Source organism: Streptomyces aurantiacus, assembly GCF_001418335.1.
Lineage (GTDB): Bacteria > Actinomycetota > Actinomycetes > Streptomycetales > Streptomycetaceae > Streptomyces > Streptomyces aurantiacus.
This window is the reverse complement of record NZ_LIPP01000027.1, coordinates 1-21,770: the sequence shown is the minus strand read 5'-3', so window position 1 is coordinate 21,770 and position 21,770 is coordinate 1. Positions and strand designations below refer to the sequence as shown.

Sequence of the window (21,770 nt, the reverse complement as noted above, 5' to 3'; positions counted from 1 at the left end):
AAGCCCTGAGCGGACTTCACGTGGCAGTGTCGCCGGACGGATCCGGCCCGGGGGTGTCCCCGGGCCGGGGCAGGCCGCCCGACTCCCCAGATGTGTTGTTCTGCTGTGCTGAGCCGTCGGGTCCGGGACGCCGATGGTCCCGTCCCGCCCGCTCGCTCTCGATGAGCTCGTTCAGCCAGCGCACTTCGCGCTCCACGGACTCCATTCCGTGGCGCTGGAGCTCAAGCGTGTAGTCGTCGAGGCGCTCCCGGGTGCGCGCCAGTGAGGCGCGCATCTTCTCCAGGCGCTCCTCCAGCCGGCTGCGGCGGCCTTCGAGGACCCGCATCCGTACATCCCGTGACGTCTGGCCGAAAAAGGCGAAACGAGCGGCGAAATGCTCGTCCTCGTACGCGTCGGGGCCCGTCTGCGAGAGAAGTTCCTCGAAGTGTTCCTTACCTTCGGCGGTCAGCCGATAGACGATCTTGGCGCGACGTCCCGAGAGCGGCGCCGCGAGGGCGTCCTCGGGAGAGCTCCCCGGTTCCTCGATCAACCAGCCGTTGGCGACCAGCGTCTTGAGGCAGGGGTAGAGCGTCCCGTAGCTGAACGCACGGAACACACCCAGCGACGTGTTGAGGCGTTTGCGCAGCTCATAGCCGTGCATCGGGGACTCACGGAGCAGGCCGAGGACGGCGAACTCAAGGATTCCGGCACGCCGGCTCATCGTCGCCTCCTCTCTGCCGCGGCCCTGCCGAGACGGTCTTTATGCCGAGCTGATGTATCGACTCGATACATCAGAACGATAGGTCGCTCCTTCCCCTGCGACAAGAGGGAGCACGGTGAACGGCGTCACATCACTGATTCGTAGGAAGCAAGTTGCCTGGTTTGGGGTGAACTTCGGCGCTAGGCGGGTTTTGACGGTGCGTAGTCTGTGCGCCATGCAAACCACCGGGAACCGAGTGACGCCTGGGGACGTCCATGTCCTCGGTGCGGTACGGATGAATGTAAAAACGACTGCATCCGTACTTCGGGGGGACCGGAAACCAGCCGCCGTTTCCAGGCGCGCTCAGGTGCGCCTGCCCGAGGAGTAATCGTTCGATGAGCGAGCACCGTCGCAAAACGCCGCAGCCGCAGGGCGGCGGACGTGCCGCGGCCCGACGCGGTCAGACCGGCTCGTCCTCCGGCCGCCGTGCGGCACCGCAGGGCGCAACCGAGTCACCTTCCGATTCCTATGGCGCGGGGGGTGAGGAACGCCCGTCCGGCAGCCGCGCCGAGGCACGACGGGCAGCACAGAGAAGCAGCAGCGGCGCCGGCCGACGCAGAGCGGCCGACGGCGCGGGGCAGGGCGGCGGCCACGGTGGTGGCGGTCGACGAGGCGGCCCCGGCGGGCCCACCGGTCCCGGCCGGGGCCGTGGGCGCGGGTCCGTGCCGCCTAAGAAGCGGATCATCGACTACCCGCGCGCGGGCAAGTACGGGGCGGCCCGTTGGGTGCCGTCCTGGAAGCTCGTGACGGGACTGTTCGTCGGCTTCTTCGGCGGCATGATGACGATCGCCGGAGTCGCGTACGCGTTGGTGGGCATCCCGGACGTCGCCAAGACGGCGCAGGCGCAGAACAACGTCTACTACTGGGCCGACGGCACACAGATGGTCGCCACCGGTGGTGAGACCAACCGGCAGATCATCGACTACGCCCGGATTCCCAAGGAGATGCGCTACGCCGTCATGTCGGCCGAGAACAAGACGTTCGAGAACGACAGGGGCGTCGACCCCGTGGGTATCGGCCGGGCCCTGTTCAACATGGCCAAGGGCGGCGACACCCAGGGCGGCTCCACGATCACCCAGCAGTACGTGAAGAACGCGATGCTGGACGACCAGTCGCAGACGGTCTCCCGCAAGTTCAAGGAGCTGTTCGTCTCGATCAAGGTCGGCGCGAATGTCGACAAGGACGACATCATGGCCGGCTACCTGAACTCGGCCTACTACGGCCGCAGCGCCTATGGAATCCAGGCCGCCGCGCGGACGTACTTCGACGTGGACGCCAAGGATCTCGACCCGAGCCAGTGCGCCTTCCTGGCGGCGGTCCTCAAGGGGGCCACGTACTACGACCCGGCGGGCGCGGAGTCGATCGACCCGGCCGCCACTCCCGCGGCCAACCGTAAGCGCGCGGAGACGCGGTGGCGGTGGATCCTCGGCGAGATGGTCAAGGACGGGCACCTGACGGCGGAGAAGCGGAATGAGTACCCCGACTTCCCCAAGCTCAAGAGCCCGCGGTCGAACGCCCAGCTGGGCGGCCAGGTCGGTTACCTGGTCGACCTCGCCAAGGCGTACATCGTCAACAACAGCGAGAAGACCGGCATCACCGAGAAGATGCTCCGGGACGGCGGCTACGAGATCCACACGACCTTCGACAAGAAGAAGGTCCAGCAGCTCGAATCCGCTGTGAAGAAGGTCCAGAAGAAGAACATCAAGCCGAAAGAGCGTCCGAAGACGGACAAGCACGTCCAGTTCGGCGGAGCCTCGGTGGACCCGGAGACCGGCGCCATCAAGGCCATCTACGGCGGTGTGGACGCGACCAAGCACTTCACCAACAACGCCGACCAGACCGGTGCCCAGGTCGGTTCGACCTTCAAGCCCTTCGTCCTCGCCGCTGCCATGAAGTGGGGTGTCCGCGATCCCGACCTGGAGCCTGACCAGGCCCAGGACGAGAGGAAGAAGGTCTCCCCCAAGAGCATCTACAGCGGCAAGAACAAGCTGAAGATCGAGAACTACGACGGGACGGTCTGGACCGACAAGGACGACAAGGAGTGGCTGCAGCGGAACGACGGTGACGAGTCCATCAACGCGCCCAGCTTCCGGATCGACCTCCGGGAAGCGATGAGGGTCTCCGCGAACTCCGCGTACGTCCAGCTCGGCATGGACGTGGGCCTCGACAAGGTCAAGGAGTCCGCCCTGGACGCGGGCATCAAGGAAAGCAGCCTGGCCAGCGCCAGCTTCCCGTCCTTCTCGATCGGTACCTCCGACCCGAGCGCGATCCGCATGGCCGGCGCATACGCCACCTTCGCGGCGAGCGGCAAGCAGAACGAGCCGTACTCGGTCGATGAGATCACCGACAAGGACGGCACGGTCTTCTCGCACGAGAACGCGGCCAAGGAGAAGCAGGCCTTCACCGCGCAGGTCGCCGACAACGTCACCGACATCCTCAAGACCGTCGTGGACAAGGGCACCGGTACCAAGGCGAAGCTGACCAACCGGCCGGCGGCGGGCAAGACCGGTACGACCGACGGCAACAAGTCCGCCTGGTTCGTCGGGTACACCCCGCAGCTCTCGACCGCGATCTCCATGTACCGCATGGACGACGACGAGTCCAACAAGAAGCGCGAGTTCCTGGAGATGTACGGAACGGGTGGCCAGAAGGAGATCCACGGTGCCTCGTTCCCGTCCGAGATCTGGCACGACTACATGGAGCAGGCGCTCAAGGGCGAGAAGGTCGAGAAGTTCCCGACGCCCGAGCCCATCGGTGAGGTCGTCGACGACGCTCCGACCCCGAGCGTGACTCCCACGGCCACCGAGACGCAGGAAGAGGAGGAGGAGAGCGAATCGCCGAGTCCCACGCCGACGAAGAGCGAGACGTCTCCCAGTCCCACCTCAAGTGACACCTGTGGTCCCTTCGGCCTCGACTGCGAGGACGACGGCGGAACGAACTCCGGTGCGACCGATTCCGGCGGTACGGACGGAGGGGCGAGCCCGACCGTCTCCGAATCCGAGGAGGAGGAGAGCAACACCAGAGGGAACGGCAACGGCTTCCTCGGAGGTTCGGGCTGAGGCCCTTCCGGTCGCCTGAGGTCTTTTGTACGCGATGTGGTCGCCGGCTTCCGTCGGCGACCACTTGTGTGTGGCGGCCACTCATGTCCGGGCCGTCGGGTGTGTTGGGACGACCCGGGAACGCGGCGGCCGGCCTCCCCGCCCGCCCTCGGCGTATTCACGGACACGTACGGCAGGATGTGCGGCATGCCCAGTGCAGAAACGACGCGCGCGAGCGTGCACGAGCCAGATCTGGTGCGGCCGACCAAGGAGGACCCGGTCGCCGCGACCGGCAGTGAACTGTTCGGAGGTCCCCTGGGACGGCGTGCGCTGCTCGGGACGTCCTGGTGGACTCCCGTGCGGGTCGTCGCACTCGTCGCGATCGGCGTGTTCGCCCTCGGCATGGTGCAGAAACTGCCCTGCTACGACGGTGCCTGGTTCTTCGGGGCCAGCTCCCAGTACACGCATGCCTGCTACTCGGACATCCCGCACCTCTACCAGGGGCGGGGCTTCGCCGACGGGCTCGTACCGTACTTCGACAAGCTCGAAGGCGACATGGAGTACCTCGAATACCCGGTGCTGACCGGCGTGTTCATGGAGGTCGCCGCCTGGCTCACCCCGGGCAGCGGCAGCATCCAGGACCAGGAGCAGGTCTACTGGATGGTCAACGCCGGGATGCTGATGGCCTGCGCGGCCGTCATCGCCGTCTGCGTGGCCCGTACGCACCGCAGGCGGCCCTGGGACGGCCTGCTGGTCGCTCTGGCGCCCGCCTACGCGCTGACCGCCACCATCAACTGGGACCTGCTGGCGGTCGCTCTGACGGCCGCGGCGATGCTGATGTGGGCACGGAGCCGCCCACTCGCCTTCGGCGTCCTGCTGGGGCTCGCCACGGCCGCCAAGCTGTACCCCGTGCTGCTGCTGGGACCGCTGTTCGTACTGTGCTGGCGGGCGGGCAGATGGCGCGAGTTCGGCTCGGCCCTGCTCGGCACCGCCGGCGCCTGGCTCGTCGTGAACCTGCCGGTCCTGCTGCTGGCGCCCGACGGCTGGTCGAAGTTCTACACGTTCAGCCAGGAACGCGGAGTCGACTTCGGCTCCTTCTGGCTGGTCATCTCCCAGCGCATGGACGAACCGCTCGACACCGACACCGTCAACACGCTGGCCACGGTGCTGATGCTGGTCTCCAGCGTGGGCGTCGCGGCACTCGCGCTGACCGCCCCGCGCCGGCCCCGTTTCGCCCAGCTGGCGTTCCTGATCGTCGCGGCCTTCATCCTCACCAACAAGGTCTACTCACCGCAGTACGTACTGTGGCTGGTTCCCCTCGCCGTGCTGGCCCGCCCCAAGTGGCGGGACTTCCTGATCTGGCAGGCGTGCGAGGTCGCGTACTTCCTCGGGATCTGGATGTACCTCGCTTACACGACCAGCGGCGACGCCCACAAGGGACTGCCGCAGGAGGGGTACCACCTGGTCGTCGTGGTCCACCTGCTGGGGACGCTGTACCTCTGTGCCGTGATCGTGCGCGACATCCTCATGCCGGAACGGGACGTGGTGCGCCGCTCCGGCGACGACGATCCGTCGGGTGGTGTGCTGGACGGCGCTCCGGACGTCTTCGTGGTGGGCGCCGCGGCCCGTCCGCCACGACACGCGGCGCACTTCGAAGGGCCGGTCGTGAAGTGGGGAAGCGGCGGCGAAGCCGGGAGAAGCCCCCGTTCGCTCTGAGCGAACAGTTCGCGGGCGAGCGCGAACGGCGTGCGGGCGAGTGCGGCCCGCGTGGGGGCGAGGCATGCGAAAGGCCGTACACGGGTTGCGTGTACGGCCTTTCGCATGTGTTCTGCCCACATGCGGGCCCGGGCCGGGCGCCGTGCGGTCAGCGCTCGACGACGCGGTCGAACTGCGTGGTGGTGTGCCGCAGGTGGGCCACCAGCTCCTCGCCGACCTGCGGCTCGGGAGCGTCCGAGGGCACGAAGAGGATCGAGACCTGCATGTGCGGGGGCTCCGCGAACCAGCGCTGCTTGCCGCCCCAGACGAACGGCGACAGGTTCCGGTTGACCGTGGCGAGGCCGGCGCGGGCCACGCCCTTGGCACGCGGCATGACGCCGTGCAGGGCCTTGGGGGCCTCCAGGCCCACCCCGTGCGACGTACCGCCGGCCACGACGACCAGCCAGCCGTCCGAGGCGACCTTCTGCTGGCGGTAGCCGAAGCGGTCGCCCTTGGCGACGGGCGAGACGTCCAGGACGGCCCCGCGGTACTGGGTCGCGTCGTGGTCCCCCAGCCACAGCCGCGTGCCGATACGGGCCCGGAACCGGGTCTGCGGGAACTGCTGCTGCAGCCGGGCGAGCTCGTCGGCCTTGAGATGGCTGACGAACATGGTGTGCAGCGGCAGCCGTGCCGCGCGCAGCCGGTCCATCCAGCCGATGACCTCCTCGACGGCGTCCGAGCCGTCGGTACGGTCCAGGGGCAGGTGGATCGCGAAGCCTTCGAGCCGCACATTCTCTATGGCGGCGTGCAACTGGGGCAGGTCCCGCTCGCTCACGCCGTGCCGCTTCATGGAGGACATCACCTCGATGACGACACGGGCGCCCACGAGGCCGTAGACGCCGTCGACGGAGGAGACGGAGCGGATGACGCGGTCGGGCAGCGGTACGGGCTCCTCGCCCCTTCTGAACGGCGTCAGCACCAGCAGGTCGCCGCCGAACCAGTCCTTGATCCGCGCCGCCTCGTAGGTCGTGCCGACGGCCAGGACGTCCGAGCCCAGGCGGGTGGCCTCGTCGGCGAGCCGCTCATGGCCGAAGCCGTAGCCGTTTCCCTTGCAGACGGGCACGAGCCCCGGGAACTGCTCGGACACGTGCTTGTGGTGCGCCCGCCAGCGTGCGGTGTCGACGTAGAGCGTGAGCGCCATGGCCGGACCTGGAACCTTTCTCGTGGTAGCGGTGTATCAGCGGTGCATTCGTGCGTACTGAGGTGTTGTTCAGGTATATGCGGTGGGCGCGTCAGCGGCGCGACATGTACATGTCGAGGGCCTTGTGGAGCAGCTTGTTGAGCGGGAAGTCCCACTCCCCGAGGTACTCGGCTGCCTGCCCGCCAGTACCCACTTTGAACTGGATCAGGCCGAAAAGGTGGTCCGTCTCGTCCAGCGAGTCGGAGATGCCGCGCAGGTCGTAGACGGTCGCGCCCAGCGCGTAGGCGTCGCGCAGCATCCGCCACTGCATCGCGTTCGAGGGCCGGACCTCCCGGCCGATGTTGTCGGAGGCGCCGTAGGAGTACCAGACGTGCCCGCCGACGACCAGCATCGTCGCGGCGGACAGGTTCACACCCTCGTGCCGGGCGAAGTACAGCCGCATGCGGTTGGGGTCCTCGGAGTTGAGAGCCGTCCACATGCGCTGGAAATACGCGAGAGGGCGGGGCCGGAAGTGATCGCGCAGCGCCGTGATCTCGTACAGGCGCTGCCACTCCTCCAGGTCCTGGTAGCCGCCCTGGACGACCTCGACGCCCGCCTTCTCGGCCTTCTTGATGTTGCGTCGCCAGAGCTGGTTGAAGCCCTTGTGGACATCCTCAAGCGACCGGTTGGCCAGCGGCACCTGGTAGACGTAACGGGGCTGTACGTCGCCGAAGCCCGCCCCGCCGTCCTCGCCCTGCTGCCAGCCCATGCGCCGCAGTTTGTCGGCGACCTCGAAGGCGCGCGGTTCGATGAAGTCGGCCTCGATGTCGCGCAGGCGCTTCACGTCCGGGTCCTGGATGCCCCGCTTGATCGACGTGGCCTCCCAGCGCCGGATGAACACCGGCGGGCCCATCTTCACGGAGAAGGCGCCCTGCCGCTTGAGGTGCGCGAGCATCGGATCCAGCCACTCGGTCAGATTCGGCGCGAACCAGTTGATGACCGGTCCCTCGGGCAGATAGGCGAGGTAGCGCTTGATCTTGGGCAGCTGGCGGTACAGCACCAGTCCCGCACCGACCATCTCGCCGGACTTGTCGTCGAACCATCCGAGGCTCTCGGAGCGCCACTCCGCCTTGACGTCTGCCCAGGCGGGGACCTGCATGTGGCTGGCCGCGGGCAGGCTCTGGATGTAAGCCAGATGCTGCTCTCGGCTGATGGTCCTCAGGGTCAGGCTCATTCGGGGCGCTCCTCGGGCTGGTGTGTCCCCATGGGTACAGGGGCTCCGGCTCTCGCGGCGAAGCCTACTGCGCCCTGGGAGCGCCTCGTCTGGCCGTGTGCGTCCTGGGCGCCGACCGGTACGCGACCGGGGCACCCGGAGGTGTTGTCGGCGGGTGGGCCGGGAGTGCCGGGAGTCGGGAGGGCCGTCCGGGGACCTCCTGACTTCGGAGTGTCGGCTTCCGGCCGTCGACTCCGGACTCCCGAACTCCCGGGTGCCGAATCCCGGCTGCCGTCAGCCGATGACGCCGCCGAAGAGGCCCCCGTGCGCCATGCCGAGGAGGAGGCCCACGCCGGCGGCGCCAAGACCCAGGATCAGTCCGAACCGTTCCCTGGTCGTCTCGGAGATGAACTGGCCGGCCCCGCCGGTCAGGATCCCCACCAGTCCCGCCCACGAGCTGAGCAGATGGAGACTGTGGAACATCGCGGAGACGAAGGCCGTCACTCCGAGGACCAGGGTCACGGCGAGCAGCGTGTGCTGAAGCGGATGGGGCTTGTGGTCGGTGGCGAAGAGGGAGCCGGCGGTGTTGGGTCGCATTGCCTGTGCCATGGGGCACCTCCTGCGGAAGGTGGCGCGTCGTAGCGCCATACACACCCGATGTGTACAGATTGACGGTCACCGGGCCCTGATTTCAACCGGAAGCCGGTGAGCGGGTAGTCTGTTATGTCTGCACCGGTCTCTGCCCAGGCCACGGCATGGTCTTCCGCTCAGTTCGCTGATCGGCGGTCCGGTTGTCAGTGGCTGCCGATACCGTTGCGAACGCATCACAACCCTCCTGCCACGGAACGACCGTGGCCGCTGAGTCCAAAGGAGGTGGGTTATACATGCGTCACTACGAAGTGATGGTCATCCTCGACCCCGATCTCGAAGAGCGTGCTGTCTCGCCGCTGATCGAGAACTTCCTCTCCGTCGTCCGTGAGGCGAACGGAAAGGTCGAGAAGGTCGACACCTGGGGCCGTCGTCGTCTCGCGTACGAGATCAAGAAGAAGCCCGAGGGCATCTACTCGGTCATCGACCTGCAGGCCGAGCCTGCGGTCGTGAAGGAACTCGACCGCCAGATGAACCTGAACGAGTCGGTCCTCCGGACCAAGGTCCTCCGTCCCGAGACCCACTGAGCTTTCCAGCTCAGCTGATCTCGGGCATCGAGTAGCAGCACCAAGCAGCCAGCAGCAAACCCGCCGAGAGGTTCCCCCATGGCAGGCGAGACCGTCATCACGGTCGTCGGCAATCTTGTCGACGACCCCGAGCTGCGCTTCACCCCGTCCGGTGCGGCGGTCGCGAAGTTCCGTGTCGCGTCCACTCCCCGCACCTTCGACCGTCAGACCAACGAGTGGAAGGACGGCGAAAGCCTGTTCCTGACCTGCTCGGTCTGGCGTCAGGCGGCGGAGAACGTCGCCGAGTCGCTCCAGCGAGGCATGCGCGTCGTCGTGCAGGGCCGGCTGAAGCAGCGGTCCTACGAGGACCGTGAGGGCGTCAAGCGCACGGTCTACGAGCTGGACGTCGAGGAAGTCGGCGCCAGCCTGAAGAACGCCACGGCCAAGGTCACCAAGACCACCGGCCGAGGCGGCCAGGGCGGTTACAGCGGCGGTGGCGCCGGTGGCGGTGGCGGTCAGCAGGGCGGCGGCTGGGGCGGAGGCTCCGGCGGCGGTCAGCAGCAGGGTGGCGGCGGTGCTCCCGCCGACGACCCCTGGGCGACCAGCGCTCCTGCCAGCGGCGGCAACCCGGCCGGTAGCAGTGGCGGCGGAGGCGGCTGGGGTGGAAACTCCGGCGGTTCCAGCGGCTCCGGCGGCTCTGGTGGTTCCGGTGGCGGCTACTCGGACGAACCCCCCTTCTAGGCCCAGCGCCGAGGGTGGGTCGTACCCACACTTCTTGATCACACAGGAGAGACACACATGGCGAAGCCGCCTGTGCGCAAGCCGAAGAAGAAGGTCTGCGCATTCTGCAAGGACAAGGTCACGTACGTGGACTACAAGGACACGAACATGCTGCGGAAGTTCATTTCCGACCGCGGCAAGATCCGTGCCCGCCGCGTGACCGGCAACTGCACGCAGCACCAGCGTGACGTCGCCACGGCTGTGAAGAACAGCCGTGAGATGGCGCTGCTGCCCTACACCTCCACCGCGCGATAAGGGAAGGGTGACCGACATATGAAGATCATCCTCACCCACGAGGTCTCCGGCCTCGGTGCCGCGGGCGACGTCGTCGACGTCAAGGACGGTTACGCTCGCAACTACCTGGTTCCGCGGAATTTCGCTATCCGCTGGACCAAGGGTGGCGAGAAGGACGTCGAGCAGATCCGTCGCGCTCGCAAGATCCACGAGATCGCGACGATCGAGCAGGCCAACGAGATCAAGTCCCGCCTTGAGGGCGTCAAGGTCCGGCTGGCCGTCCGCTCCGGCGACGCCGGTCGTCTCTTCGGTTCCGTCACTCCGGCCGACGTCGCTTCGGCGATCAAGGCTTCCGGTGGCCCCGAGGTCGACAAGCGCCGCATCGAGCTGGGCACGCCGATCAAGACACTGGGCGCCCACGAGACGTCCGTGCGTCTGCACCCCGAGGTTGCCGCCAAGGTGAGCATCGAGGTTGTCGCAGCCTGATCGCTGCGCTCGGCAGAGCTGTCTCGACAGAGCAGAGAGAAGGGCCGCACCCACGTGGGTGCGGCCCTTCTCTCTGTTTCACGTGAAACGAGCCGGAGCCCGTCAGGCGGGCAGCGAGCCGGCCAGTCGGTGGGACGCGCTGCCGTGGATGGGTGGTCCGCCCATTGCTCTCGTTTCACGTGAAACGAGAGGCGCGGAGAACGCGGAGGCGCCGAAGCGGTCCCGTTTCACGTGAAACAGTCAGCGCATCAGCGTGTGGCGCCGGTGACGATCCAGTGGCCCGAGCGGGTGCGTAGCCACAGAGTCAGCATGCGCACGGTCATCATGAGAGTCATCGCGGCCCAGACGGCGGTGAGCCCGCCACCGAGGGCCGGGATGAGCAGCGCCACCGGAGCGAAGACCGCCAGGGTGAGCAGCATGGCTCGCGCGAGGTAGGGGCCGTCTCCCGCGCCCATGAGTACGCCGTCCAGGACGAAGACGATGCCGCAGATCGGCTGGGAGAGCGCCACCATGAGGAGCGCGGGCAGCGCGATGTCATGGACGGCCGAGTCGCTGGTGAACAGCGGGAGGAAAAGGGGGCGTCCGGCGATCACCAGGCCACCGAGCACGACACCGACGGCGATGCCCCACTCCACCATGCGGCGGCAGGCTTCGCGTGCTCCCTGGGTGTCGTCCGCGCCGAGATAGCGCCCGATGATGGCTTGTCCCGCGATGGCGATGGCGTCGAGCGCGAAGGCGAGCAGGCTCCACAGGGACAGAATGATCTGGTGGGCCGCGATGTCCGCGTCGCCGAGGCGGGCGGCGACGGCGGTCGCGATCATCAAAATCGCGCGCAGCGAGAGGGTACGGACGAGCAGTGGTGCACCGGCCTGGGCGCAGGCGCGTATCCCAGCGGTGTCGGGCCGTAGAGAGGCACCGTGCTTGCGCGCACCGCGGACCACCACAAAGAGATAGGCCGCGGCCATTCCGAACTGGGCGATGACGGTGCCCCAGGCGGAGCCGGCGATGCCGAGGTCCGCGCCGTAGACGAGTCCCACGTTCAGGGCGGCGTTGGCGACGAAGCCGGCGACGGCGACATAGAGCGGTGTTCTCGTGTCCTGCAGACCACGCAGAACTCCGGTGGCGGCGAGGACGATGAGCATCGCGGGGATGCCGAGTGTCGAGATGCGCAGATACGTGATGGCGTAGGGGGCGGCGGTGCTTGAGGTCCCGAAAAGGTCCACCAGGGCGGGTGCGGTGGGCAGGACGACGGCGATGACGCCGGCGCCGAGCAGCAGGGCGAGCCAGATGCCGTCCATGCCCTGCCGGATGGCGGCTTGAAGGTCTCCCGCGCCGACCCGTCGGGCGACCGCGGCCGTGGTGGCGTACGCGAGGAAGACGAAGATGCTGACGGCTGTGGCAAGGAGGGCGGAAGCGACTCCTAGACCGGCGAGTTGCGCGGTGCCGAGATGGCCGACGATGGCGGTGTCGGCCATGAGGAAAAGAGGCTCGGCGATGAGCGCGCCGAAGGCCGGAACGGCCAGTGCGACGATCTCTCGATCGTGTCGCCGGCGGGTGGCCTTGGAGGCCGCAGGAGCCTGTGTCATGCACATCAATCTAATCTTCCACAGGTAAGAGATGCAAGGGATCAATGACCCTTACTTCCCAACTCGCGGGACGCCCCGCAGCGCGTCATTCGCATCGATCTTGGTCCGACTGGGAAAGTTTTTCTTCTGCACAGCCGGTGGACGGGGTATGTGCAGGTCAGAGCTAGTGTGTAGAGCGACCTGAGTGCTTGTTCACAGGCCTGTCCACCGGGTCGTGCACAGGTTTCGTGGAGTTCTCCACAGCATTGGGTCCGTCGTCCACATGGCCTGTGGATAACCGGATTGGCTGACGGTGCCGACGGGCCTAACGTGGTGCGGCACACTCTCCCTCCTCCGTCCTCGGAAACCTCGCGGAACCGACGCGTGAGAACCGGAGTTGGGCGTCTCATTTGTCAGTGTCGTGCCGTAGGAATAAGGGGCACGGCGAGGTCCGCTCGGCGGACGGGAGGAGGTGGCCCGGTGAGTATTTCCGAGCCCTTGGACGACCCCTGGGCCGACAGCGGTCCCAGTGACCGTCTGCCCGCCTCCCGTCAGCGCCGCGACGGTGGCGGCCGGAGCCGGGAGGATCAGCACGACCGGGGTTCGGACAGCGGTGGATGGGACGGCGCGGGCTCGTCCTTCGAGCGTGTCCCGCCGCAGGACCTGGACGCCGAGCAGTCCGTCCTCGGCGGCATGCTGCTGTCGAAGGACGCGATCGCCGATGTCGTCGAGGTGCTCAAGGGCCACGACTTCTACCGGCCGGCGCACGAGACCGTCTACGGCGCGATCCTCGACCTGTACTCCAAGGGCGAGCCGGCCGACCCGATCACGATCGCCGCCGAGCTCACCAAGCGCGGCGAGATCACCAAGGTCGGCGGCGCGTCGTATCTGCACACCCTCGTCCAGACGGTCCCGACAGCGGCCAACGCCGAGTACTACGCGGAGATCGTCCACGAACGCGCGGTCCTGCGCCGCCTGGTCGAGGCCGGTACCCGCATCACACAGATGGGTTACGCGGCCGACGGCGACGTGGACGAGATCGTCAACAGCGCCCAGGCCGAGATTTACGCGGTCACCGAGCAGCGCACGACCGAGGACTATCTGCCGCTCGGCGACATCATGGAGGGTGCGCTCGACGAGATCGAGGCGATCGGTTCGCGGTCGGGGGAGATGACCGGTGTTCCGACAGGCTTCACCGATCTCGACCAGCTCACCAACGGCCTGCACCCCGGCCAGATGATCATCATCGCGGCGCGTCCGGCCATGGGTAAGTCGACGCTGGCGCTGGACTTCGCCCGGACCTGCTCGATCAAGCACAACATGCCGAGCGTGATCTTCTCGCTCGAAATGGGCCGCAACGAGATCGCCATGCGTCTGCTGTCCGCGGAGGCGCGCGTGGCCCTGCACCACATGCGGTCCGGCACGATGACCGACGAGGACTGGACGCGGCTCGCGCGCCGGATGCCGGACGTCTCGGCCGCGCCGCTCTACATCGACGACTCCCCGAACCTGTCGATGATGGAGATCCGTGCCAAGTGCCGCCGCCTCAAGCAGCGCGCCGACCTGAAGCTCGTCATCATCGACTATCTGCAGCTGATGCAGTCGGGCGGCAAGCGCTCCGAGAGCCGGCAGCAGGAAGTCTCGGACATGTCGCGAAACCTGAAGCTGCTGGCCAAGGAGCTGGAGCTGCCCGTCATCGCGCTGTCCCAGCTGAACCGTGGTCCCGAGCAGCGCACGGACAAGAAGCCGATGGTCTCCGACCTGCGTGAATCAGGGTCCATCGAGCAGGACGCGGACATGGTGATCCTGTTGCACCGCGAGGACGCCTACGAGAAGGAGTCGCCGCGCGCGGGCGAGGCGGACATCATCGTGGGCAAGCATCGAAACGGCCCGACAGCCACCATCACGGTCGCCTTCCAGGGCCACTACTCGCGGTTCGTGGACATGGCACAGACCTGATTTCCACCCGTGCGGAACCTCGTACTCCGTGCTCCTCCGTGTCGGAATCTCACGGCCGGTGCCGAAGAGATGCTCTACGCGGTCCCGCGTCGAATGCGCTCGACGTGGGACGTCGGGGCAGGTGGACTGGGGGCATGACGACGACACCTGTGGATGAGTTGCTTCCCGCCACGCGCCGCGCCCTGCTGCACAGAATCGCCACCGCTCAGACGGAGGGACGGGCGCCGTCGTTGGTCGCCGCGGTGGTGCGCGGCGGGGAGACGGTGTGGCACGGGTCCCGCACCTCGGTGGACGGGCACGGACCCGACGAGAACGTGCAGTACCGCATCGGTTCGATCACCAAGACGTTCACCGCCGTCCTGGTCCTGAGGCTGCGCGACGAGGGCCTGCTCGATCTCGGTGATGCGCTGGAGAAGCATCTTCCGGGTACGGGCGCGGGGGAGGCGACGATCGCCGAACTCCTCGCGCACACGGGAGGGCTGGCCGCCGAGTCGCCCGGTCCTTGGTGGGAACGCACTCCCGGGTCACTGCGCCCCGAACTCGCCGACGTCCTGGGCGAACAGCCGCACCGGCATCCGGTCGGTCGACGGTTCCACTACTCGAACCCCGGCTACACGTTGCTGGGCGCGCTGGTCGAGGAGTTGCGGAGTGCCTCCTGGGAGGAGGTCCTGCGGAGCGAGGTGCTCGAACCGCTGGGACTGCACCGGACGAGCGGGCAGCCGCAGGCGCCTCACGCGGGCGGCTGGGCCGTGCACCCCTGGGCGGACGTCATGCTTCCCGAGCCGGCCGAGGACCTGGGGCGGATGGCGCCGGCCGGTCAACTCTGGTCGACCAGTGGCGACCTCGCACGTTTCGCGGTGTTCCTCGCCCAGGGCGACGACCGGGTGCTGAGCGCCGAGTCCGTACGGGAGATGCGTACGCCCGCAGCACCGGCCGAACCGGAGGAGGTGGCTGCCGGAGCCGCGTACGGCCTCGGATTGCAGATCCAGCACTGGGACGGCAGGACCCTGGTGGGGCACGGCGGTTCCCTCCCGGGTTTTCTCGCCGGGCTCATGATCAGCGTCGAGGACGACCTGGCCGCCGTCGTGCTCGCCAACTGCACCTCGGGCCCACCCGTGTCGACGGTCGCCGGTGACCTCGTACGCATCGTGGCGGCGGCCGAGCCCCGGATTCCCGAGCCGTGGCGGCCGTCCTCCGACGTCGACCGGGACGTATTGCAGTTGGCCGGGCCCTGGTACTGGGGCACGCACGCTTTCGCGCTGCGCCTCACGGCCGACGGTGACGTCACGCTCGGCCCGCTGGCGGGCAACGGCCGACGCTCCCGCTTTCGGTCCGGGGCCGACGGGACCTGGACCGGGCTCGACGGCTACTACGCCGGCGAGCCTCTACGGGCCGTGGAGGGCCCTGACGGCTCGGTGAGCCATCTGGACCTCGGCTCGTTCGTGTTCACGCGGCAGCCGTACGGTGAGGACGCTCCGGTGCCGGGTGGAGTGGATTCCGAGGGATGGCGCGGGATCAAGTAGCCGTCTCCCGGAACTCCGGGCCCGGACCCACCGCGCGGCATCGCACGGTGTGGTGTGAGTACGACGAGGTGTCCTGTTTCACGTGAAACAGGACAGCCCTCGTTGTGCGGTGATCCGGTGATCCGTGGATTACTCGTCGGCGGCATGTTTCTCAGAGCTGCAGCTTGAATCCGACGTGCGACGCCGTGAAGCCGAGACGTTCGTAGAACCGGTGAGCGTCGGTCCGGGTGGCGTCGGAGGTCAGCTGCACCAGCTGGCAGCCCTCGCTCCGGGAACGGTCCACGGCCCACTCGATGAAGCGGGTGCCCAGACCGCTGCCCCGCTCGTCGGCATGAACGCGTACGGCTTCGATGATCGAGCGGGTCGCCCCCTTGCGGGCCAGCCCGGGAACGATCGTGAGCTGGAGAGTGCCGACGACGCGGCCCTCACGCACGGCGACGACAAGGTGCTGGTTCGGATCTTCGCTGAGGCGTTCCAGCGCGGTCAGATACGGGGCCAGGTCGTCCGGGGACTCGCGCTGCGCGCCCAGCGGGTCGTCGGCCAGCATCGCGACGATCGCGGGGACATCGGCCGCGACTGCGCGGCGTATCTCAAGATCTTCCATGAAGACAGCCTAGGCAGGGCGTCCTGATACCGGCCGCGCTCGCCGCTTTTCCGCGTTCTACGCGGGCGTGGATACGCTCGCCGACTCCACGACGCGGACCAGAGGAGCCAGCTCGGGACTCCTGGCCGCTTCGTCCAGCGCCTCACGCAGCGCGGCGTCGTTGGTGGGCCGAGCCTCCTCCAGGAGCTTGAGCCCCGCCTCGCTCACGTTCGTGTAGATGCCACGGCGGTCGGTGGGGCACAGGTAGCGCGAGAGCAGGCCACGGTCCTCAAGCCGGGTCACCAGACGCGTGGTGGCGCTCTGGCTGAGGACGACCGCGTCGGCGACCTGCTTCATCTGCAGATGGCCGCCGTCGCCGTCGTGCTGGCGGCTGAGGACATCGAGGAGCGAGTACTCGCGCACGCTCAGGCCGTGCCCGGTCTGCAGAGCGCGTTCGATGTGCGCCTCGATCCTCCCATGCAGCAGGGAGAGGGCGCACCAGCCCTGGGCGAGGGCGGTGAGTGCGGGGTCTGTCGCTGTCATGGCATTTCCTCCGACCCGGAGCGGCTGACACCAGGATAGGGCACGGCCGCAATATCCTGCGCTTGCACTTAGCCCGCGTCTGCAACTATTGTGAACGCACGTAAAGCGCTCCTGCAATCTTCTGGAAGGTGCTCCCCCATGCCTCTCGCGCTCCTGGCCCTCGCGATCGGGGCCTTCGGAATCGGAACCACCGAGTTCGTGATCATGGGCTTGCTGCCCGAGGTCGCGGGTGACTTCGGTGTCTCCATTCCCACCGCTGGCTTCCTTGTGACCGGCTACGCGCTCGGAGTCATGTTCGGCGCGCCCCTCATGACCGTCCTCGGCACCAAGGTGTCCCGCAAGCGGATGCTGATGCTGCTGATGGGACTGTTCATCGTCGGCAACCTGATCTCCGCCGTCGCCCCCACGTTCTCCGTCATGCTGATCGGACGCGTGGTCGCCTCACTCGCGCACGGTGCCTTCTTCGGCATCGGCTCGGTCGTCGCCGCCGACCTCGTCGCACCGGACAAGAAGGCCGGCGCCATCGCGATGATGTTCACCGGCCTGACCGTCGCCAACGTCGTCGGCGTACCGCTGGGCACCCTCATCGGACAGTCCGCCGGCTGGCGCGTGACCTTCACGGTCGTCGCCGCACTGGGCGTCCTCGGCCTGGCGGGCATCGCCAAGCTGGTGCCCGACATGCCCAGGCAGGAAGGCGTGCGACTGCGCCACGAACTGGCCGCCTTCAAGAACGTCCAGGTCCTGCTCGCCATGGCGATGACCGTCCTGGGATTCGGCGGAGTCTTCGCGGCGATCACCTACATCGCACCGATGATGACGCATGTCGCCGGTTACGCCGACGGCTCCGTCACCTGGCTGCTCGTCCTCTTCGGCCTCGGCATGGTCGGCGGCAACCTCCTCGGCGGCAGGTTCGCCGACCGTGCCCTGATGCCGATGCTGTACGTGTCACTGGGCTCCCTCGCGGTCGTACTGGCCCTGTTCACCGTCACCGCGCACAACAAGATCGCGGCGGCCGTCACCATCACACTGATCGGCGCCCTCGGTTTCGCCACCGTTCCGCCGCTGCAGAAGCGCGTGCTCGACCAGGCGCACGGCGCCCCGACGCTCGCCTCCGCCGTGAACATCGGCGCCTTCAACCTCGGCAACGCCCTCTCGGCCTGGCTCGGCGGCGTAGTGATCGCGGCCGGCATGGGTTACACCGCCCCCAACTGGGTCGGCGCCGTCCTCGCCGCCGCCGCCCTGTTGCTCGCCGTTCTCTCGGCCGCGCTGGAGCGCCGCGCCGACCCGGTCGCCCCGACGGACCCGGCCGCGGCGGGATCGGAGCAGAACCAGCCCGTGAAGCAGCGGGCAGCCGTCCACAACTGAGCGTCGGCCGGTCCGTGTCCGGCCACGGCTCCGACGAGTTCCGACGAGTTCCGACGAGCAGGAATCCTCCACCCCAGCACCACCTCGCAAGGAGAAACCCCCTCATGAGCACCACCACTGTCACCCCGCTGACCACCCAGGACGCCGAGGTTCTCGTCACGGCAGCCCGCCGTGCCGCGGAGGCCGCCGACGCCACGGTCAGCGTCACGGTCCTCGACGCGGGCGGCCATCTGTTCGCCTTCCGGCGGGACGACCGAGCGGTACTGATCTCGGGCGAGACCAGTACCCGTAAGGCCTACACGGCGCTGCAGCTCGACGCCCCCACCGCGGACCTCGTCGAGGCCGTGCAGCCCGGAGGGCTCTTCCACACCCTGCCGACCGCGCTCGACCGCCCGCTCCTGTTCATCGCGGGCGGCGTCCCGGTCCACCGTGACGGTCGCCTGATCGGCGCGGTCGGAGTCGGCGGCGGCGCACCGGAGCAGGACCACGCCTTCGCCACCGCCGCGGTGAAGGCTCTCGCCTAGGACGTTCCGGCATGTCGAGGAGCGTTCAGCAGCGTCCCGAAACAGCGAGCCGTATGCCCGTCCTGGGGACAGGCGGCTCGGCCCCTTTCAATCCGGTCGGCCATCAGGCTCACAGGCGGCGGCGGTACGGCGCACCGACGGCTCTTCAGCCTGCGGGCTCTTCAGCCCGCGGCCACGGTCAGGGGTGCGAACCGCCGTGTCCAGTCGCCGGGCAACTCCCCGATGCCGTACGTCATGACCGCGTTGAAACTCACGGGGTCGAGCCCGCGCTCCTTCAGCCACGCCAGCAGCTCCTCGTGCCGCACATCGATGTCGGTGCGCAGTGGGAGAGCGGTACGGGAGGCCAGCGAGGCGATGAGCGCCTTCGCCGTCTCGGTGTCCCGGGCGATCAGCGGGCCCACGACATGGTTGTCCAGGTTGGGCCAAGCGGCCGCGTACCCGATGATCCGGCCGTCCTCCTCGGCGACACGCAACTGGTCGGAGAAGGCGGGCAGCCGCGTGATGATGTGCGTCCGGTCCGTGCCGAAGACCTCCTCGTCGAGGCGGAGGATCACGGCGAGGTCCTCGGCCGTGGCCGGGCGCGTGGCGACCTCGGGCTCCGGGCCGCGAGGACTGAAGTGGCCGCGGACCATCTCGGCCCGTCCGATGACCTTGAAGCCCAGCTCCTCGTAGAGAGGGAGTCCGTACGGCGTGGCGTGCAGGGTCACCGGGGTGGTTCCCAGTTCGGCCACGACCTGCCGCATGAGTCGGCGTCCGATGCCCTGGCGGGCGCGCTGTTCGGCGACCAGCACCATGCCGATCGCCGCCAGATCGGGCCGGTCATGAGGCCCGTAGGCGGTCACGATGCACGCGGCGGCGAGGCCTCCGTCGGGGTCGTCGATGCCGTAGCCGGTGCCGGCCGCGAGCAGCAGACGCCACTTGTGTTCCTCGCGGGGCCAGCCCCGGTTCTCGGAGAGGTCGGCGCAGGCGGAGTGATCGCGAAGCGTCAGACGGCGCATGGGCAGAGCGGTGGGGGAAGGAATCGACACGCAGGTCAGGCTGTCTGACGGGCGGTCTCGACGTCCACCGGTTTGCGGGCGCCCGTACGCATCCTTTGCCCTCGTCGGGTCAGTCCCCAGGGCTTGAGGACCGAGATCACCGTCATGAAGAGATACGCGGACAGCGAGACGATCGGCCCGAACAGAACGTCACCGGGATCGGGCAGCGGTTCGCCGGCTGATACGGCGGTGACCGCGGCGCCGACCCCGGGACGCAGAGCGAAAACGGTGGCCGTGATCGTGGCCAGCGTCAGCCAGAACTTGGTGAAGACCCACCGGTGCCTTGCCAGCCCCCACGGCGTTCCCAGCGACAGCACCAGGCCGCTGAGGAGCGTGAGAAACGCGAGAGGGAGCAGGAGCCAGTCGGCGAAGATCTTCATGGCGCGGACAGAGGCTTCCATGGTCGCCGCCGACCCGGTGGTGGTCGCGGTGATTCCCAGAGCGAGCAGCCCGAGCGTGAGCCCGAGCCAGCACGCGGACGCGGCGACATGGACGACGAGGGTGGCCCGGCGTGCCGGGCGGCTTAGTTTCACGTGAAACACCGTGCCGCGCGCCTGCGGCCGAGGGCGTCTGACAGCGGGAGTAACCCCGCGTACTAGCCTCGGCGTACATGGCGAGACTTCATCTCTTCGATCTGGACGGCACGCTGCTGCACGGCACGTCGGCGCCTGTCGAGATATCCCGGCAACTCGGGCTGGAAGCCGAGGCCGTGGCGCTCGACGAGGCGATCGGGGCGGGGCTCATAGGCCCTCCGGAGTATGCGACACAGGTGCGCGCCCTCTGGGCGGACCTCACCGAGGCCCATGTGGCGGCGGCCTTCGCGAGCGCGCCGTGGTTGTCGGGCATCGAGGACGTCTGGGCGCGCATCAGGGGGAGCGGCGACTACTGCGCCGTCGTCTCGCTCTCGCCGTCGTTCTTCGTGGAGAGGCTGACCGTATGGGGCGCGCACGCGGCGTACGGGTCCCGCTTCCCGGCGGTGCCGTTCACCGAGCCGGTGGACCCGACGCGCATTCTGAGCGCGGCGGCCAAGGTGCTGATCGCGGACCGGCTCTGCGAGGAGTTCGGGGTGGAGCGGGCCGACTGCGTCGCGTATGGCGACTCGATGTCCGACAGGGACCTGTTCGGGGTGGTCCCGGTGTCCGTCGCGGTCAATGCGGACCGGCATCTGGCGGGCCTGGCCACACACTCCTACGTGGGACGGGATCTGCGTGAGGCCTATGAATTGGTGTGCCCGGCCCGGTAATTGAAAGAAATACTGGGGCGTCACCCACCCAATTCCTGACGTAAGGAAGCAGGGACTTGTGCGACGGACCGCGGCCGGTATGGTCGACTCCGGTTCGTGTTCCGATGAGGTGTCCGCACATCACGTCGGGGGGCGAACACAGGGCAATGCAGCCTAACGGGACGGAGAGATCGAAGACTCGCGTCTTCGGTTACGTGACTGGGCCGTTGGCGCCGGGCGGGATGCTGGGATGGCGGTGGTGCGGCCAATGTCACATTCGCTGCTCATGTGTCCGTGGAATGCGTGATGACGCGATTCAACGCGGCCGCATTGGCGCCATTGACCTCCATTGACCGCATTGGCCGCATTGGCCGACGGAACGGAACGGGGCGAAGTAAGCAGTCTGCGGGGGAAGCAGGCATCTTCCGATCGCGGAGGTGCGCAGACCGACCGAAAGATGTTCGAGGCGAGGCACAGCATGGACGCTCCGACCACCACGTCGGCCGACAACGGCACTTCAGGGGGTGGCGGCGGGGGCGGCTGGTTCACACCGCACACGCCGCCGGAACCGCCCGCGGGCGGACCGCAGCAGGCGACCGAGGGGCGGCGCCTGGCCGCGCTGCGGCCCGTCGGCAGGTCCGCGACGAGAGACAGCGGTCCGACCCGGCGGCGCACACCCCCGGACCTGGAGCCCGAGCCGAAGGCCGACCGAGCCGACGCCGGATCCACCCACCCGAGCGGCCACCACGTGAGCTCTCCCGATGACAGCTCGCCCGACGACAGCCCCCCTGACGACAGCTCCGCCCAGGCCTCTGCCCCTACGCCGGCTTCTGCATCTACGCCGGCCAACGCCCCCACGCGGACCAACGCCCCCACCTCGGTGCCCGCCCCAGCGCGGCCGGCCTCCCCGGCCGCGCTGGGGCCGCCTCT

Annotated in this window: 20 protein-coding genes; 11 read left to right on the top strand and 9 right to left on the bottom strand. The window is 68.2% G+C overall.

What is annotated here, in order from left to right; all coding sequences use genetic code 11:
* Positions 1–16 precede the first annotated feature (16 nt).
* On the bottom strand, positions 17–700 hold the full coding sequence (locus AOK01_RS03800; protein ID WP_055508353.1) for a PadR family transcriptional regulator: 684 nt from the start codon (positions 698–700) through the stop codon (positions 17–19).
* 374 nt (positions 701–1,074) lie between these two features.
* Here AOK01_RS03800 and AOK01_RS03795 point away from each other — a divergent pair, with 374 nt between their 5' ends.
* Together AOK01_RS03795 and AOK01_RS03790 are read left to right on the top strand one after the other, a co-directional pair.
* Positions 1,075–3,798, top strand: coding sequence for a transglycosylase domain-containing protein (locus AOK01_RS03795; RefSeq protein WP_079103145.1), 2,724 nt, complete (start codon positions 1,075–1,077; stop codon positions 3,796–3,798).
* 177 nt (positions 3,799–3,975) lie between these two features.
* A complete protein-coding gene (locus tag AOK01_RS03790; protein WP_055508351.1) occupies positions 3,976–5,493 on the top strand; it encodes a glycosyltransferase family 87 protein in 1,518 nt (505 codons plus the stop codon).
* Positions 5,494–5,641: 148 nt separating this feature from the next.
* Here AOK01_RS03790 and AOK01_RS03785 read toward each other — a convergent pair whose 3' ends face one another.
* The 3 genes from AOK01_RS03785 to AOK01_RS03775 form a co-directional block, all read right to left on the bottom strand.
* Positions 5,642–6,673, bottom strand: a complete 1,032-nt coding sequence (locus tag AOK01_RS03785; protein WP_055508349.1) for an alanine racemase — start codon at positions 6,671–6,673, stop codon at positions 5,642–5,644.
* Positions 6,674–6,764: 91 nt separating this feature from the next.
* On the bottom strand, positions 6,765–7,886 hold the full coding sequence (locus AOK01_RS03780) for a lipid II:glycine glycyltransferase FemX (protein ID WP_055508347.1): 1,122 nt from the start codon (positions 7,884–7,886) through the stop codon (positions 6,765–6,767).
* A 273-nt stretch (positions 7,887–8,159) separates the two neighbouring features.
* Positions 8,160–8,474: a hypothetical protein gene (locus AOK01_RS03775; RefSeq protein WP_055508345.1), complete on the bottom strand. Its 315-nt coding sequence runs from the start codon at positions 8,472–8,474 to the stop codon at positions 8,160–8,162.
* Between the two features lie 275 nt (positions 8,475–8,749).
* Here AOK01_RS03775 and rpsF point away from each other — a divergent pair, with 275 nt between their 5' ends.
* The 4 genes from rpsF (at position 8,750) to rplI (ending at position 10,519) form a co-directional block, all read left to right on the top strand.
* On the top strand, positions 8,750–9,040 hold the full coding sequence (gene rpsF / locus AOK01_RS03770; RefSeq protein ID WP_028804085.1) for a 30S ribosomal protein S6: 291 nt from the start codon (positions 8,750–8,752) through the stop codon (positions 9,038–9,040).
* 78 nt (positions 9,041–9,118) lie between these two features.
* Entirely contained in the window at positions 9,119–9,760 is a 642-nt protein-coding gene (locus AOK01_RS03765) for a single-stranded DNA-binding protein (RefSeq protein WP_055508343.1), read from the top strand.
* Between the two features lie 57 nt (positions 9,761–9,817).
* Positions 9,818–10,054 carry a 30S ribosomal protein S18 gene (gene rpsR, locus AOK01_RS03760; protein ID WP_003949403.1) on the top strand — a complete coding sequence of 79 codons (237 nt, stop codon included), beginning with the start codon at positions 9,818–9,820 and terminating at the stop codon, positions 10,052–10,054.
* 18 nt (positions 10,055–10,072) lie between these two features.
* Positions 10,073–10,519: a 50S ribosomal protein L9 gene (gene rplI, locus AOK01_RS03755; protein ID WP_055508341.1), complete on the top strand. Its 447-nt coding sequence runs from the start codon at positions 10,073–10,075 to the stop codon at positions 10,517–10,519.
* 248 nt (positions 10,520–10,767) lie between these two features.
* On the opposite strand, the gene AOK01_RS03750 is transcribed toward rplI, so the two are convergent.
* Positions 10,768–12,105 carry an MATE family efflux transporter gene (locus tag AOK01_RS03750; RefSeq protein ID WP_055508365.1) on the bottom strand — a complete coding sequence of 446 codons (1,338 nt, stop codon included), beginning with the start codon at positions 12,103–12,105 and terminating at the stop codon, positions 10,768–10,770.
* Positions 12,106–12,564: 459 nt separating this feature from the next.
* Between AOK01_RS03750 and dnaB the strand changes: the two genes are divergently transcribed.
* Positions 12,565–14,043, top strand: coding sequence for a replicative DNA helicase (gene dnaB / locus AOK01_RS03745; protein ID WP_063792709.1), 1,479 nt, complete (start codon positions 12,565–12,567; stop codon positions 14,041–14,043).
* Positions 14,044–14,177: 134 nt separating this feature from the next.
* Positions 14,178–15,566, top strand: coding sequence for a serine hydrolase domain-containing protein (locus AOK01_RS03740; protein WP_055508338.1), 1,389 nt, complete (start codon positions 14,178–14,180; stop codon positions 15,564–15,566).
* Between the two features lie 151 nt (positions 15,567–15,717).
* On the opposite strand, the gene AOK01_RS03735 is transcribed toward AOK01_RS03740, so the two are convergent.
* Both AOK01_RS03735 and AOK01_RS03730 read right to left on the bottom strand, forming a co-directional pair.
* Positions 15,718–16,170, bottom strand: a complete 453-nt coding sequence (locus AOK01_RS03735) for a GNAT family N-acetyltransferase (protein ID WP_055508336.1) — start codon at positions 16,168–16,170, stop codon at positions 15,718–15,720.
* 57 nt (positions 16,171–16,227) lie between these two features.
* On the bottom strand, positions 16,228–16,692 hold the full coding sequence (locus tag AOK01_RS03730; RefSeq protein WP_055508334.1) for a MarR family winged helix-turn-helix transcriptional regulator: 465 nt from the start codon (positions 16,690–16,692) through the stop codon (positions 16,228–16,230).
* Between the two features lie 138 nt (positions 16,693–16,830).
* On the opposite strand from AOK01_RS03730, the gene AOK01_RS03725 reads away from it, so the two are divergent.
* On the top strand, positions 16,831–18,057 hold the full coding sequence (locus AOK01_RS03725) for an MFS transporter (protein ID WP_055508332.1): 1,227 nt from the start codon (positions 16,831–16,833) through the stop codon (positions 18,055–18,057).
* 104 nt (positions 18,058–18,161) lie between these two features.
* On the top strand, positions 18,162–18,581 hold the full coding sequence (locus AOK01_RS03720; RefSeq protein ID WP_055508330.1) for a GlcG/HbpS family heme-binding protein: 420 nt from the start codon (positions 18,162–18,164) through the stop codon (positions 18,579–18,581).
* Between the two features lie 161 nt (positions 18,582–18,742).
* Here the strand turns inward: AOK01_RS03720 and AOK01_RS03715 are convergent, their stop codons facing one another.
* Complete coding sequence (locus AOK01_RS03715; protein WP_213862050.1) at positions 18,743–19,579, bottom strand: GNAT family N-acetyltransferase; 837 nt, start codon at positions 19,577–19,579, stop codon at positions 18,743–18,745.
* A gap of 35 nt (positions 19,580–19,614) precedes the next feature.
* A complete protein-coding gene (locus AOK01_RS03710) occupies positions 19,615–20,151 on the bottom strand; it encodes a DUF2269 family protein (protein WP_055508328.1) in 537 nt (178 codons plus the stop codon).
* A 77-nt stretch (positions 20,152–20,228) separates the two neighbouring features.
* Between AOK01_RS03710 and AOK01_RS03705 the strand changes: the two genes are divergently transcribed.
* Positions 20,229–20,861 (top strand): HAD family hydrolase, encoded by a 633-nt coding sequence (locus tag AOK01_RS03705; protein ID WP_055508326.1) that lies wholly within the window; start codon positions 20,229–20,231, stop codon positions 20,859–20,861.
* Positions 20,862–21,770 lie beyond the last annotated feature (909 nt).

Bases quoted from the DNA above. Each gene is read 5' to 3' on its own strand.
- AOK01_RS03800 (WP_055508353.1), bottom strand. From the start codon at position 700: ATGAGCCGGCGTGCCGGAATCCTTGAGTTCGCCGTCCTCGGCCTGCTC.
- AOK01_RS03795 (WP_079103145.1), top strand. From the start codon at position 1,075: ATGAGCGAGCACCGTCGCAAAACGCCGCAGCCGCAGGGCGGCGGACGT.
- AOK01_RS03790 (WP_055508351.1), top strand. From the start codon at position 3,976: ATGTGCGGCATGCCCAGTGCAGAAACGACGCGCGCGAGCGTGCACGAG.
- AOK01_RS03785 (WP_055508349.1), bottom strand. From the start codon at position 6,673: ATGGCGCTCACGCTCTACGTCGACACCGCACGCTGGCGGGCGCACCAC.
- AOK01_RS03780 (WP_055508347.1), bottom strand. From the start codon at position 7,886: ATGAGCCTGACCCTGAGGACCATCAGCCGAGAGCAGCATCTGGCTTAC.
- AOK01_RS03775 (WP_055508345.1), bottom strand. From the start codon at position 8,474: ATGGCACAGGCAATGCGACCCAACACCGCCGGCTCCCTCTTCGCCACC.
- rpsF (WP_028804085.1), top strand. From the start codon at position 8,750: ATGCGTCACTACGAAGTGATGGTCATCCTCGACCCCGATCTCGAAGAG.
- AOK01_RS03765 (WP_055508343.1), top strand. From the start codon at position 9,119: ATGGCAGGCGAGACCGTCATCACGGTCGTCGGCAATCTTGTCGACGAC.
- rpsR (WP_003949403.1), top strand. From the start codon at position 9,818: ATGGCGAAGCCGCCTGTGCGCAAGCCGAAGAAGAAGGTCTGCGCATTC.
- rplI (WP_055508341.1), top strand. From the start codon at position 10,073: ATGAAGATCATCCTCACCCACGAGGTCTCCGGCCTCGGTGCCGCGGGC.
- AOK01_RS03750 (WP_055508365.1), bottom strand. From the start codon at position 12,105: ATGACACAGGCTCCTGCGGCCTCCAAGGCCACCCGCCGGCGACACGAT.
- AOK01_RS03740 (WP_055508338.1), top strand. From the start codon at position 14,178: ATGACGACGACACCTGTGGATGAGTTGCTTCCCGCCACGCGCCGCGCC.
- AOK01_RS03735 (WP_055508336.1), bottom strand. From the start codon at position 16,170: ATGGAAGATCTTGAGATACGCCGCGCAGTCGCGGCCGATGTCCCCGCG.
- AOK01_RS03730 (WP_055508334.1), bottom strand. From the start codon at position 16,692: ATGACAGCGACAGACCCCGCACTCACCGCCCTCGCCCAGGGCTGGTGC.
- AOK01_RS03725 (WP_055508332.1), top strand. From the start codon at position 16,831: ATGCCTCTCGCGCTCCTGGCCCTCGCGATCGGGGCCTTCGGAATCGGA.
- AOK01_RS03720 (WP_055508330.1), top strand. From the start codon at position 18,162: ATGAGCACCACCACTGTCACCCCGCTGACCACCCAGGACGCCGAGGTT.
- AOK01_RS03715 (WP_213862050.1), bottom strand. From the start codon at position 19,579: ATGCGCCGTCTGACGCTTCGCGATCACTCCGCCTGCGCCGACCTCTCC.
- AOK01_RS03705 (WP_055508326.1), top strand. From the start codon at position 20,229: ATGGCGAGACTTCATCTCTTCGATCTGGACGGCACGCTGCTGCACGGC.